The sequence below is a fragment of the Mesorhizobium sp. WSM4313 genome, from assembly GCF_002294725.1.
GTDB lineage: Bacteria > Pseudomonadota > Alphaproteobacteria > Rhizobiales > Rhizobiaceae > Mesorhizobium.
This window is the reverse complement of record NZ_NSFT01000004.1, coordinates 447,455-459,902: the sequence shown is the minus strand read 5'-3', so window position 1 is coordinate 459,902 and position 12,448 is coordinate 447,455. Positions and strand designations below refer to the sequence as shown.

Sequence of the window (12,448 nt, the reverse complement as noted above, 5' to 3'; positions counted from 1 at the left end):
GTCAATAGTAAAGTGATTTAAAAATGGAACCATACTGATGTCGACCAAGGAACGATCCGGCTGCCCGATCAGCCTCTCGCTCGAACTACTCGGCGACCGCTGGACGCTGCTCATCATTCGCGACCTGGCCTTCGCCGGGAAAAGGCACTTTCGCGAGTTCCTGCAATCCGACGAAGGCATCTCGTCGCGCACGCTGGCCGAGCGGCTGCAGACGCTGGTCGACGAAGGCATTCTCACCCGCAGCGACGACCCGAGCCACGGTCTGAAGGCGATCTACCGGCTGACCGAGGCCGGCATCGACCTTTTGCCGGTTCTGGCAACGCTCGGCGCCTGGGGCAGCAAATACCGCAAGGCCGACGATAAGTTGGCCCGGGTCGCCAACGATCTGGCGGCCGGCGGTCCGCCGGCGCTTGAACGGATGAAAGAGAGGCTCAGAGCCGAGCATCAGGGATAGGTCTGTTCCGACCTCAGCGATTGGCGTGGTCCGGCTACTCCTCGCCCGTCAGCGAGCCCGCCCGTGTGGGAGCGGTCCGACTGGCTCTTCGGCCGGCGGCTCGCCCGGCAGCCCCAGTCGCAGCCGCTCCTCCTCGGCGAAGATCTCGGCCTGCGCGTGAATGTCGAACACTTGCTGCTTCAGCCTGCCGCCGTCGACGACGCGCACGATCCATTGGCCATTAACGGTTTTTACGCGGACACTGTCTGGCTCGCTTGTTACCATATACAGCTCCTGCTCTTCATTCGAAGAACTGCCTATCTTCGACCCGCAATACAATCTAGCGCGTCTGGAATTGCCGAAAAGCGTGGCTTATTGTTCTTTAGTGCAAGAGAACCCGCCGTTATTCGGCATATTTGCGAGTTTCACGAATAAAAGCGAGCGTGGCGGCGAAGACATGCCATTGCGCCTAGGTGCAGCCGAGTTCGACTTCGACATGGCGTTCGGTCTGCGAGACGATGCAGCAACGGAATTCGAAGGCGTCCGAGCGGTACTGCAGATTTAGGCAGTGCGGCAGTTGGCCGTGGACCAGCGCGGAAGAATTCGCCGGATGGCGGCGGCCCGGCAGCCTTTGGGGGGGTGATACTGGGTTCGGCGGCCGGGCCTGACCGGAGTTTGCGAGGCCGCCGGCTGCCACCAGCATGCGCTTGGGCCCGGCCAAGGACAAGAACGACCTAGGCCCTAGGACCAAAGCTGCAAGGAGGATGTCGAGACGACAATTGCACTTGGGCCGGCTGGAAATAGCGTGCCGGACGCCGGCCCGTCAAAAGCCGAAGAAATGCCGGCCGATGAGATAGCCAAGCGCCGCGACGAGCAGCGGAAACAATGCCGGCGCGGCCTTGCCGAACAGCGAGGGGTTCATCTCCTTGGCAGGAGCGCTGGGTTTGGCATTGCCGAGGTTCTTGGTCATGGGCTCATTACCGGTTGGGGCCAGGGTAATTCCGGACGGAAAACCGTGACACACTTTTCCTTGAATTGGGCTCCAGCTGCCGGCTGAGCCATTAAATTAGAGATTGCTTATTAAATTTCCGGCAAGCCCAAAACTACAATTCGCGGCAATTTATTCCGATTGCTGGGTACGCTCGGCAAGCGCGAAGGCCTGAAGGTTGCGCGACTTGCCGGGATCCTGGTCGGCGTTGGCGATAATGGCGTGGAAGGCCGCGCGGGCAATATCCCTCTTCTTGGCGTCCGGGTGCAGTTTTCGCACCGCCTTGAGCAGGTCTTTCGGTTTCATATCGGGGGTGACGACGCGCATCAGCGTATCGCCTATGGCCTGCAATTCGCTGGCATCCATAATGATGAACCCTGCTTTAGCGCATCCAGCCTAGCATATAGCGGTGAGAGCGCGTCATTTTTGTGATGCCCCTGGCGGACTCGGAGCCGCCTCTCTCAGTATCGCGAGGCGGCGCCAAGCCGCCGGCAGACGCTACGGCGGCCTGGAGGGGATTGTTCACAATGCGTCCATGTCGCCGCGGTCATCGCCCGGCTGGCCCTTGGCCCCGCCGGCGCCGCCTTGATGGAGGCGGCGCTCCGCAATGTCTCGCAAGCACTGACCTTGGGCGCACAACTCAGCGGCAAGACGAGGTTGGTCCCTGGTTCGGCTAAGGCGCGCCTCGCGCATCGTCTTCCGCGCGAATTTTCCCAAGCCTCGGCTGGACTGGCGTGGCAACCGATCGTCCGGCCGGATGCCATCCTGCTAGGCAGGTATCAAGACTGCGATGCGATGCACGCCCACCTCCTTGCTTGTATTCGTCGCCTCGTCGGTCTTGCCCTTGGAACAGGTGTACATGTCGCCTTCCTTGAGCTTGAATTCCTTGTCCTTTTTCTTGATCGTGAAAGCGCCCGACGTAATCGTGCATACCATGTCGTTGTCCATCACCATTGCGGGCGCGTGCGCTCCGGGCTGGAAGACCACGTCGACAATTGAAATGCTCTTGTAGGCGGGAATGTCGGAATTGCCGGTGCCGACCTCAACCACTCTGATGCCGGGCGCTATCTCCTTGCCATCCTTCGGACCGTATTTCTTGGTCTTTGCGGATGCCATCAGGGTGAACAAGGGCGTGACCGCGGCGGCCGTCATGCTGAGAGCAATTGCAGACCTGCGATTCATGGTTTTCATCGCATCCTCCCAATATGTTGGCTACGCACGAAAGTGCGTAATCGTTATATATTAGCACAGACGCAAGTATGATGCTGGGAATTCGGAAGCGCAGGCCCGCACCGTGTTGGTTAGGAACATTCCGCTAAAAGCCGCGTCCTGACGTGGTTCGGCCAGTCCGTTGGTCGGCGCGGCGTTGGGAACCCCGGCATTGTCGCCGAGTTTAGAGTCCAAGGCGAATTGCCATGGAAGACAGACCGCCAGCCGAAAACCCGAGCAGGACCCTCGTCACGGTGCTGGCAATCTGCGTTCTCATCATCGTCCTATTTTTTATCGGCTTCAAATTTTCGGGACCTGACCAGGGCGCTCTGATCGTGCCCGGGGCAGTACAGCAAGGCAGCAAGTGAATGACTGGCGAGCACCAAGGCCCGACCAAGCTAGGGCGAGCGCCTAGCAATCCTCGACGATTTCGCCCGGCTGCGAGGCCAGTGGGGTCGGGCTGACTGCTCTGTGCCGCACCGAGCTCGCCCCGCGTGCGGCGAGGATGACTTCTTTTGGGGCAAGCCGACTGCCATCGAACCCCTCTTCGCCTCGCCCACAGGTCTTGCAACTGAACGCATCCGGCCTCATTCGATTTTCCGCCGGAACTTCGAATGGCAGGTCGTGCAGTCCTGCAGAATGAGGTGCAGGAGATGCTCCGCCGGCATTTTTGCGGGATCGGCCTCGGCGACGCCCGGGCGCTTGCCAAGCAGGCTGCCGCCATCTGCGGGCGGTCCCGTCATTCGCATGTCGGCAGTAATCTCGGCGGGCGCGTTCCCGGCCTTCGCGGCGAGCGCATCGGCAAGCCGGCCGATATGGCGGGCGAGCGCCTCGAACTCCGGCCGGGCCTGGTCGATCTCCCGTTTGGCGGCCGACGGCGCGCCAACTGTGCCCCGCGGGAATCCTGCAATCAGAGCACCGCCGGTGCGGGCGCTGAGTGTGCCCGCCGCTGCCTTGAAGGCCGCCCGCTCATAGGCGCGCTTGCCGTCGAACATCTCGGCAATCGCCTTGGCTGCGGCGGCCATCTCCTTCATCGCGGCCTGGCGCGTCGTAACGATCGCGTTGTCCGGGTCCCGAGCCAGCGACGGTGCGGCTACCGGCAACACGGCGAGGGCCAGCACCGCGGCCGCGCAAACGATGCCAGACCTCATGCCTGCACGTCGACGACGCCCATCATACCCAGCTGCTCATGCTCGAGGATGTGGCAGTGATACATGCGCGTCCCTGGCCGCTCCTGGCGCGTGACGAGCCGCACCGTCTCCCCGCGCGCCACGTTGACCGTGTCCTTCCACGCCAGATAGGGCGGCTTCGAGACCTTGCCGTCGCGCTCGCGCTCGATGAGCTGGAACTGTGTGCCGTGGAGATGGAAAGGATGGTCCATGTCGGCCTGGTTGACGATCTCCCAGAGCTCGGTGTCGCCGGCCCTGGCGACGATATCGACGCGCCCCATGTCGAACGCCATGCCGTTGATCAGAAAACCCATCTCCATACCGGTGGGCTTCATCGCCATGATCTCGGTGAAGACGAGATGGCGGCTAACCGTCGGCTGGCCAAATCGCGCGATCGGCCGCAGCCGCTCGGGCAGCGGCGGCATCGGCTCGGCCTGCGTGTCCGAGACGTCGGCCGTCAGCAGGGCGAGCCCCTTGTCCTCCGGCCGGCCCGGCCCCATCCAGCCGCGGTCGTAGTCGAGCGTGGTGAGGATTGCTGTCCCCGGCTTGTCGAAAGCGACGACCAGCTCGACGCGCTCGGCCGGGCTGAGCAGGATCTCGTCGGCCGCCACCGGCGCCTCAAGCAGGCCGCCGTCGCTGCCGATCAGCGTCATTGCCGCGTTGACGAAAGCAAGCCTCAGGAAGCGCGCATTGGTGGCATTGTAGAGCCGCAAGCGCCGTTTCGTGCCCATTGCCACGGCGAGCCGCGGGTTCTTCTGGCCGTTGACCAGCACGTGATCGCCGACGCGGCCATTCATCATGTCGGTCATGGTGTTTTCGGGCATTGAACCGTCGGCGGCGAGGCGAAGGTCGGTTAGGAAGAGCGTGGTGTCTCCATAGGCGGCCGGGATCGGATCGGCCTTGGCCTTGACGAGGAACGCACCGGCAAGGCCGCGATAAACCTGCTCGGCCGTCCGACCATGCGGATGCGGATGATACCAGTAGGAGCCGGCCGAGCCTTCGGGCAGTTCGAAGGCGTAGACACGGTCGGCGCCCGCCGCCACCGGGTCCATCGGATTGCCATCTTGGTCCGCCGGCACCGGCATGCCATGCCAGTGGATGGTGCTTGGCTCGCCCTCGATCCGGTTCGAGAAGGTGATCTCGACGCGGTCGCCCTCCTGGGTCTCGATCAGCGGTCCTGGGCTGATCCCGTTATAAGCAAGAATCGGCGTGTCCCGGTCGGCGGCAAAGCGCGCCGTGGCCGACTCTGCTGTCGGCCTCGCCTTGAATAGGCCGGGCCCGGCTGCTTCATTCGCCAGCAGCGGCAATTCGCGCAAGGGCTGGTTCTGGGGCAACGCCACGGGGCCTTGACCCATCGCGCCCATGTCATGGCCGGCATGGTCCATACCGGGCATGTTCGACATGTCGTCCATCTTCATCTGCGCCAGCGCGCGCGGGCTCGCCAGAACCGTCGCCAGGCTTGCCGCCAGAAAACCGCGTCGATGCATTTTTCGCTCCTCGATCTCGATTGAGAGCCCGCCGCAGGCCTCGCCGCCGACGCTAAGGGTTCCAGTTGCTGGAAGGTCAAGCTCGATCGAAGGCTGAGCCGCAAATTCCGCAAGATGGATCGTAGTGGCCTCGGCCGCGTTCATCCGCGGGGATGCAACCAGCCGTTTCATCGAGCAGAGGCCACATCATGCTCATCCAACCGATCGATTATTTCCTCGTTGCCTGGTTCGTGCTCGCGGCCGCTTCGACGCTCTATGTCGGGTTCGACCAATACCGCAACAATCCCGAGCCGGTGGTGATGAAATGGGGCTTCATCCTGGTGACGCTCTATATGGGCCCACTCGGCCTGCTGCTTTATGTGCTGGCCGACAAGGAACCGCGCCCCGGCGAGCATGAGGCCTTCACAAAGCCTCTTTGGAAGCAGGGCATCGGCTCGACCATTCACTGTGTCGCCGGCGACGCCACCGGGATCATCCTTGCCGCGGTCGTCACCGCCACGCTCGGCCTGCCGATGTGGCTCGACCTCATCGTCGAATATCTCGCCGGCTTCGCCTTCGGCCTGTTCATCTTCCAATCGCTGTTCATGAAATCGATGATGGGCGGCAGCTATTGGGAGAATGTGAAGAAGAGCTTCCTGCCCGAGTTCATCTCCATGAACTTCATGATGGCCGGCATGGCGCCGGTCATGAGCTTCCTGATGATGGGCCGCGACATGCGCGCCATGGAGCCCACCGAACTTCTGTTCTGGGGCGTGATGTCGCTGGGCGTCATCGCCGGCTTCACGCTGGCCTATCCCGCCAATGTCTGGCTGGTCGCGCGCGGCCTCAAGCACGGGCTGATGACCGAGCGCCCGCAACCGGCCGAAGCGAGCGGGCACGGCCATGCCCGGCAGGGCCACGAACCGGCGGGCGAACAGCGCGCCGCCGGCCATCACATGCGCTCCGACGCGACCACACCGCAAATCGCGGCGCTCGGTACGGTGTCTGCGCTCGCCCTGGCGATCGGCATGGCGGCGCCTGCGAACTGGCTGAACCTCAGGCTCTCGGCCCGCGACGTCGGCGGAGTGATCATGCCCCAGGGCATGATCATGGATCGCGACACACCGGCCGATACCATGCGCGACATGGCGGCGGCCGATCCTCGGCTGGTGAGCGCATCTTACGGTCTGGCTGCGAAGGGCGACCAAGACCTGCCGTTCCGCATGGAAAACGGCGTGAAGGTGTTCGAGCTGAGGCCGTCGGTGATCCGCTGGCACATCCTGCCGGACGTGACGGTCGACGCCTATGCCTATAACGGTCAGATTCCGGGCCCGCGCATCCATATCCGTCAGGGCGACCGGGTGCGCATCAACGTCACCAACACCTTGCCGGAGGAAACAACGGTGCACTGGCATGGCCTGATCCTGCCCAATCAGATGGACGGGCCGGCCGAGATCACCCAGGCGCCGATCGAGCCCGGGCAGACCTATTCCTACGAGTTTACCGCCACCCAGCACGGCACTTACTTCTATCATCCGCACGCCAAGCCCGACCGCACCCAGGCACTCGGCCTCTATGGCGCGCTGATCATCGATCCCGCCAATCCCGCCGACGAGGTCGCCGCCGACCACGATTACGTCATCGAGCTGCAGGAATGGCTGGTCCGCGAAGGCTTGACTTATCCATCGATGCCGATGGATGGCGGCATGCCGAACTTCTTCACCATCAACGGCAAAGCCTATCCGTCGACCGATACGATCCATATGAAGGTCGGCGAGACGCTAAAGGTCCGCTTCATCGGCACCAACAACGGCTTCATACACCCGATGCACATCCATGGCGGCCCGTTCGAAGTGGTCGCCCGCGACGGCGAGACGATTCCCGTCGCCGCACGTTTCCTTGCCGATACGGTCAATGTCGGCCCGGGCCAGCGATATGATATCGTCTGGACAGCGAGGCGTCCGGGCAAGTGGCTGATTCATTGCCACATCCCGCATCACACCACGAATAACAATGCCGAGGAGAAGGGCGGCGGCGGTCTGATGGTCGTCATCGACGTTCGCTGATGAAGACCGGACCGTCGGTCGGCTACATTGGGGACCGAACCGAGCACCGAAAAGCTTCTGCCGACAAACAGCCGAGCTTCGCGGTTCATCGGCGCAAGGCGTCGGCGCGGCGCTGCGAGCGGCCGGCGCGCAAATGGAACATTCCACCGCCGCCGGGGTTTCATGTTCTCTGTCGCGGCTGGCCAGCTCCGTTGGTCAGGGACGGTCGGCCCAGCTTGGAGGCGTCGCCATGACCCACTATCCGCGCAGCACCGCAAGCATCGGCGGCCATCCGATCCACCCGATGCTGATCCCCTTTCCCATCGCGTTTTTCGTCGCAACTTTCTTTTGCGACCTGATCTTCTGGCGAACCGGCAACCTGGGTTGGGTAAGTGGCTCGCTCTGGCTTCTCGGGGCCGGCCTGATCATGGCGGCCTTGGCCGCTGTTGCCGGCCTGACGGATGTGTTGGGCGATGACCAGATCCGCAATCTTCAGGATGCGTGGCTTCACGCCGGCGGCAATGTACTTGTCGTTCTCATACAGCTCTACAATTGGTATTCGCGCTATGCCCATGGCGATGCAGCCGTAATTCCGGTCGGCCTCGCGCTGTCCCTGCTCGTGGTTGTCATCCTTCTGTTTACCGGATGGAAGGGCTGGGAGATGGTCTATCGCCATCATGTCGGTGTCGCCGACAGCCCTGACGAACGGCGCTGACGTTTCCGGCTTTGTCGCTGCTCGGTCGGCAACCAGCTCCAAGCGCGGTAACGGCAAGGCTGTGACAGTCGGTTGGCGTTCAGATCGCCCGCAGTCAGCGGGTGGCTTTTCAGGGCGATCCTCGCAATAAGGAGACCGCGCCGGCCGCCAGCACTCCCCACAACCTGGTCCAAAGGTTTTGCGACTGGCTTGTTCCGCAATTCTTCAGACCGTCGCATTTTGACCCCAATCGGCCTCTAGCCGGCTGCAGATGCTGCGGTTCCAGCCTTCACGTTTTCTTGACAGAGGCCGGAAAAACGGGCAGCAAAGCGGGTGAGGAAGAGCATTTTTACCGTGGCGCAGACCGTGGAGGGCTCTTTTTTCGTATGGACCGTCGCCAAATCGGCGATTGGTGGAGGGATTGGTTAACCAACTTTGTCCATCTTTTGAATCAATCGGCAACAGACGCGTGAAGGTGCAGGGGGCACCAGCGAACTGTGATCGTGACGGGTGCCAGGTCCGCAAACCGGCATGCCGATTGAGAGTGGTCGTATGGCGTTTTTGCGTTTGAAGAACCGGGGTGACGCTCCTCTTGGGGGGGTAACTTCGCAAAAGTCTGGTCATCGTTGGGTCGTGGTGCCTGCTGTCGGCGCCGCCCTCGTGCTGTGGTCCGCCGCCACCTTGGCGGGGCTCCATTCGGTGAGCACCTCGCTGAGCGCCGCTTCCAACGGATTGCCGCAAGGCCTGCTTTCGCCGCGCAACATCGCGCTTGGCGACCAGCGCCGGCAGATCGCCAACGCCTGGGCGCCGCACCTTGCCGTCAATGGCGGCTACAAGGCAGGCTCGCTCACCGGCGGCTGCGATTCCGGCTGCTTCAGCCTCGCGACAAGCTTCAGGCATGACGGCCAAGCTCCTGAAAAATTGAAGAAAGAAGGCCATGCCGGCAAGACGGCGCGCCTCAAGCTGCCGGCGCCGGATAGCGTCGCGCATGAAAACGTCGTGGTGGCTTCGGCCGCCGGGGCCGTCGACCGCTTCGACGGCGTTGTAAAGCGCGCCGCGCTTTCGCCGCAAAAGCTTGCCGATGCCTTTGCCCGCGCCGAGAAGGCGCCGTTCCTGCTGGCCAGCCTGCCTACGGCGAGCCGCTTCGGCGGCGCGCTGCCGGGAGCCCCGGCGGAAGCCCGCTTCGGTTCGCGGCCGGCCGAAATCGCCGGCGCTTCCGACTTGGCGCTGGCGCTTGCCAACATAGCGCCGGAGGACACGGCCGACCTTCCGACCGCCGTCGCGCTCGAAAACGCCGACGCGCCCGATGTCGCCGCCAAACCGGACAACGGCAAGGACGGCACGTATCAGGTCGCCTCGCTGCCGCCGCAGGACGATCTGCCCGACACCATTGCCGTGCCCGGCCTTCGCCCGCGCGCCACGCTCGAACGCGCCACCGAAGCGCCCGAAGAAAACGCCGCCAGGACGCAGAAGCCCGAAACCGCGAAGCCGCAGGTTGCCAAGGCCAAGCCACGGCCGGCCGCTGCCGATACCGCGCAAGGCGCACCGACGGCGGTCTCGCCGAGGAACGGCGATCAGGCCCTGCCGGGCGTGACAGACTCGAAACCGCTCGTGACCGACTCCAAGCCAGGCAAGCGCAAGGCGCAGGCGTCCGAGATGCTCGCCTATGCCAAGCCCGACACGCCGGAGCGCGGCGGACTCGGCAGCGCGTTCCGCAACCTTTTCAATGGACCCACGACGGGCAATGGCGTTGCCGTCTACGATATTTCGGCGAGGACCGTTTACATGCCCGACGGCTCGAAGCTGGAAGCGCATTCAGGGCTGGGCTCGATGGTCGACCAGCCGCGCTTCGTCAACCGCAAGAATGTCGGCCCGACGCCGCCCGACACCTACAATCTGTCGATGCGCGAGTCGCGCTTTCACGGGGTCGAGGCAATCAGGCTCACGCCGACCAGCGGCAACAACAAATATGGCCGCAACGGCCTGCTTGCGCACACCTATATGCTGCGCGGCGGCCGTGCGGAATCCAATGGCTGCGTCGTCTTCAAGGACTATCACCGCTTCCTTGCCGCCTACAAAAACGGCAAGATCAAGCGTCTCGTCGTCGTCCCGCGCCTCACAAGCTCCCCCACCCGGGTCGCCCAGGAAGGCCGCCAGGGTTAAACCCTATCCGGCCGGCGAGCTTGTCTCCGGCACTGGCCGATCCCCACTTGCCGATCCGAAGGGCTTCGCGCCGATGCGCGCGGATGCTGGTATGTCGTCGCCGCTTCGAATTGCGATCGCGACCTCAACCGAGGACGCAACAACGAGCCTTCCCAGAAGGTAGATATGGCGCAGCCCGGGCTTGCGGCAAGCCCCCGGCCATGGCGTATCAACGCTGCTCCGAAAAACGACACGGAGCATGGAATGCGTATCTTGTTATCGACTTATGGCTCGCGCGGCGACGTCGAGCCTTTGGCGGCGTTGGGCGCAGCGTTGCAGGCGCATGGCGTCGAGGCCAGGGTCAGCGCGCCGGGCGACGAGGAGTTTGCCGCCCTTCTGGCCCGCTCCAGCGTGCCGCTGGCACCGGCCTTCGCGCCGGTGCGCGAATGGGCGAAGGAAATGGTCAACCGGTCGCGATCGGCCTCGCCCGAGGACCGGGCCCGGCTCATTTCCGGCCAGGCGGCCGAGATCGTCGCCAGGCAATATGAGGCGCTGAGCGCGGCCGCCGAAGGCTGCGATGCAGTGGTGGCGTTCGGCCTCCTCCCGTCCTGCGCGGCCGCGCGGCTGGTCGCGGAACAACGCGGCATGCGTTACATGCTCGGCACGTTCTGCCCCATCTGGCTGCCCTCGCCGCACAACCGGCCGCATGAATATCCGGGCCATCCGCTGCCGGCCGGCGTGACCGACAACCGGCTGCTGTGGGAGCTGGACATCCGGACCAAGAACGCCCTCTTCGGCGAGGCGATCAACGGCCATCGCGCATCGCTCGGACTGCCCCCGGTGGAAAATGTCCGGGACTATGTCTACGGCAATCCCGTCCTGCTCGCCTGCGACCCGACGCTGGGACCATGGCCGGGCTCGGACCTGATCGACGTCGTGCAGACCGGCGCCTTCATCCTGCCGGACGAGCGGCCCCTGCCCGACGGGCTCAAAGCCTTCCTCGATGCCGGCCCGCGGCCGGTCTATGTCGGCTTCGGTTCCATATCGGTCGCGAGCGAAGCCGGCTCCGCCGCCATCGAGGCGATCCGCGCCAAGGGCCTCCGTACGGTGCTCGCGCATGGCTGGGCAGAGTTGGGCCCCGTCGACGATCACGACGACTGCTTTGCCGTCGGCGAGGTCAACCAGCAGGCGCTGTTCGGCCGCGTCGCCGCCGTCATCCATCACGGCGGCGCCGGCACGACCATCGCCGCCGCACGGGCGGGAGCGCCGCAGGTGATCGTGCCGCAGATCGGAGACCAGCCCTATTGGGCAAGACGGGCGGCCGAGCTCGGCATCGACGCCGCGCATGACGGTCCGGTGCCGACGGCGCAGTCGCTGTCGGCGGCGCTGGAGGTGGCGCTGGCGGCCGGCGCCCGCGCGAGCACTATCGCCGGCATGATCCGCACCGACGGCGCCAAGGCAGCGGCGAGACTGCTGGTCGAATTGCTCGGCCAGCCCGGCCGGTAAACTCATTGCGTCGTCAGTTCAGCCAGCGCCCGTTGCAGGGGCGCCGGCGAGACCTGGATCGGGCCTGAGAACGGGCTGTCCATGTCGACGATCAGATAGATCGCCGCGGCGACCAGCGCCCCGGAAACGAGGCAGGTGAAGACGATGGTGCCGTTGCGCGGCGCCCGGAAGCCGAAGCTGGCGAAGATCAGCGTCAGCCAGGCGACGAGCAGAACGATCAGCGGCGCGGGTATGGCGCCCTCGGACTGTTCGGCCAGTATCCAGCGCTGCTCGATCAGCCTCTGCAGTTGCTGTGTCGCGGCCTGTTGTGCGGCGGTCTGCCTAGCATCCGCCGGCGTCAATCCCGCCAGAATGTCGCCGACTTGGTTGAGCAGCAGTTCCGCCAACCTGTTCGGGACGACGGTCGTGTCGCTGTCGGCGGCAGAGGTGTCGACTACGCGCTGGACGTATGCGGTCAGCGATTGCCGGGCACTGTCTGCTTCCGGTCCGTAATGTCGAAGCGTTCGATCAAGCAGGATGAGATCGGTGGCGAAGGTGTGGACGTTACCGTTGATGGCCTCGAATGTGTTCTTGGCTGAATTGATCATCAGGCCGAGCATAAGCGACGACATCACCACGAACAGGTTCGCGGCAAGCCGCACCACCGCGCTGGTGTCGTCCTGAAGGTGGTGAGCAGGGAAACGCTCGTGCACCATCAGGCTGACCAGCGAGGCCCCGGCCAGACAAGCAAAGATCGCTGCGCCTACAAGCACTTCGCCCATGGCCAATATTGCGCACGGGAAGGGAAGCTTGCCAA

Annotated in this window: 13 protein-coding genes; 6 read left to right on the top strand and 7 right to left on the bottom strand. The window is 64.0% G+C overall.

Annotation, left to right across the window (positions count from 1 at the left end; all coding sequences use genetic code 11):
- The first annotated feature begins 37 nt into the window (after nt 1-37).
- Nucleotides 38-454: a helix-turn-helix domain-containing protein gene (locus tag CK219_RS12930; RefSeq protein WP_095767125.1), complete on the top strand. Its 417-nt coding sequence runs from the start codon at nt 38-40 to the stop codon at nt 452-454.
- A 48-nt stretch (nt 455-502) separates the two neighbouring features.
- Here CK219_RS12930 and CK219_RS12925 read toward each other — a convergent pair whose 3' ends face one another.
- From CK219_RS12925 to CK219_RS12905, 4 genes are all read right to left on the bottom strand, one after another.
- Nucleotides 503-718, bottom strand: a complete 216-nt coding sequence (locus CK219_RS12925) for a hypothetical protein (protein WP_141245335.1) — start codon at nt 716-718, stop codon at nt 503-505.
- Between the two features lie 538 nt (nt 719-1,256).
- Complete coding sequence (locus tag CK219_RS31675; RefSeq protein WP_095767122.1) at nt 1,257-1,403, bottom strand: hypothetical protein; 147 nt, start codon at nt 1,401-1,403, stop codon at nt 1,257-1,259.
- A gap of 150 nt (nt 1,404-1,553) precedes the next feature.
- Nucleotides 1,554-1,787 carry a hypothetical protein gene (locus tag CK219_RS12910; protein WP_095767121.1) on the bottom strand — a complete coding sequence of 78 codons (234 nt, stop codon included), beginning with the start codon at nt 1,785-1,787 and terminating at the stop codon, nt 1,554-1,556.
- 402 nt (nt 1,788-2,189) lie between these two features.
- The gene (locus tag CK219_RS12905) at nt 2,190-2,612 is read right to left on the bottom strand and encodes a hypothetical protein (RefSeq protein ID WP_095767120.1); all 423 of its coding nucleotides are present in this window, start codon (nt 2,610-2,612) and stop codon (nt 2,190-2,192) included.
- A gap of 224 nt (nt 2,613-2,836) precedes the next feature.
- Between CK219_RS12905 and CK219_RS31670 the strand changes: the two genes are divergently transcribed.
- Nucleotides 2,837-2,998 carry a hypothetical protein gene (locus CK219_RS31670; RefSeq protein ID WP_176477002.1) on the top strand — a complete coding sequence of 54 codons (162 nt, stop codon included), beginning with the start codon at nt 2,837-2,839 and terminating at the stop codon, nt 2,996-2,998.
- A gap of 219 nt (nt 2,999-3,217) precedes the next feature.
- Here the strand turns inward: CK219_RS31670 and CK219_RS12900 are convergent, their stop codons facing one another.
- Nucleotides 3,218-3,751, bottom strand: coding sequence for a cytochrome c (locus CK219_RS12900; protein ID WP_224607321.1), 534 nt, complete (start codon nt 3,749-3,751; stop codon nt 3,218-3,220).
- A gap of 26 nt (nt 3,752-3,777) precedes the next feature.
- Entirely contained in the window at nt 3,778-5,286 is a 1,509-nt protein-coding gene (locus CK219_RS12895; RefSeq protein WP_095767200.1) for a multicopper oxidase family protein, read from the bottom strand.
- 188 nt (nt 5,287-5,474) lie between these two features.
- Between CK219_RS12895 and CK219_RS12890 the strand changes: the two genes are divergently transcribed.
- The 4 genes from CK219_RS12890 to CK219_RS12875 all read left to right on the top strand — a co-directional run bounded on the left by CK219_RS12890 (nt 5,475) and on the right by CK219_RS12875 (nt 11,652).
- The gene (locus tag CK219_RS12890) at nt 5,475-7,331 is read left to right on the top strand and encodes a DUF4396 domain-containing protein (RefSeq protein ID WP_095767118.1); all 1,857 of its coding nucleotides are present in this window, start codon (nt 5,475-5,477) and stop codon (nt 7,329-7,331) included.
- A gap of 229 nt (nt 7,332-7,560) precedes the next feature.
- Nucleotides 7,561-8,025: a DUF2231 domain-containing protein gene (locus tag CK219_RS12885; protein WP_095767117.1), complete on the top strand. Its 465-nt coding sequence runs from the start codon at nt 7,561-7,563 to the stop codon at nt 8,023-8,025.
- Between the two features lie 615 nt (nt 8,026-8,640).
- A complete protein-coding gene (locus tag CK219_RS12880; RefSeq protein ID WP_245340466.1) occupies nt 8,641-10,167 on the top strand; it encodes a tlde1 domain-containing protein in 1,527 nt (508 codons plus the stop codon).
- 243 nt (nt 10,168-10,410) lie between these two features.
- A complete protein-coding gene (locus CK219_RS12875; RefSeq protein ID WP_095767115.1) occupies nt 10,411-11,652 on the top strand; it encodes a glycosyltransferase in 1,242 nt (413 codons plus the stop codon).
- 2 nt (nt 11,653-11,654) lie between these two features.
- On the opposite strand, the gene CK219_RS12870 is transcribed toward CK219_RS12875, so the two are convergent.
- Nucleotides 11,655-12,413, bottom strand: a complete 759-nt coding sequence (locus CK219_RS12870) for a DUF4239 domain-containing protein (RefSeq protein ID WP_095767114.1) — start codon at nt 12,411-12,413, stop codon at nt 11,655-11,657.
- Between the last annotated feature and the right edge of the window lie 35 nt (nt 12,414-12,448).

Coding starts and splice junctions, on each gene's coding strand:
- CK219_RS31670 (WP_176477002.1), top strand. CDS start 2,837: ATGGAAGACAGACCGCCAGCCGAAAACCCGAGCAGGACCCTCGTCACG.
- CK219_RS12905 (WP_095767120.1), bottom strand. CDS start 2,612: ATGAAAACCATGAATCGCAGGTCTGCAATTGCTCTCAGCATGACGGCC.
- CK219_RS12910 (WP_095767121.1), bottom strand. CDS start 1,787: ATGGATGCCAGCGAATTGCAGGCCATAGGCGATACGCTGATGCGCGTC.
- CK219_RS12875 (WP_095767115.1), top strand. CDS start 10,411: ATGCGTATCTTGTTATCGACTTATGGCTCGCGCGGCGACGTCGAGCCT.
- CK219_RS12895 (WP_095767200.1), bottom strand. CDS start 5,286: ATGCATCGACGCGGTTTTCTGGCGGCAAGCCTGGCGACGGTTCTGGCG.
- CK219_RS12930 (WP_095767125.1), top strand. CDS start 38: ATGTCGACCAAGGAACGATCCGGCTGCCCGATCAGCCTCTCGCTCGAA.
- CK219_RS31675 (WP_095767122.1), bottom strand. CDS start 1,403: ATGACCAAGAACCTCGGCAATGCCAAACCCAGCGCTCCTGCCAAGGAG.
- CK219_RS12890 (WP_095767118.1), top strand. CDS start 5,475: ATGCTCATCCAACCGATCGATTATTTCCTCGTTGCCTGGTTCGTGCTC.
- CK219_RS12925 (WP_141245335.1), bottom strand. CDS start 718: ATGGTAACAAGCGAGCCAGACAGTGTCCGCGTAAAAACCGTTAATGGC.
- CK219_RS12885 (WP_095767117.1), top strand. CDS start 7,561: ATGACCCACTATCCGCGCAGCACCGCAAGCATCGGCGGCCATCCGATC.
- CK219_RS12870 (WP_095767114.1), bottom strand. CDS start 12,413: ATGGGCGAAGTGCTTGTAGGCGCAGCGATCTTTGCTTGTCTGGCCGGG.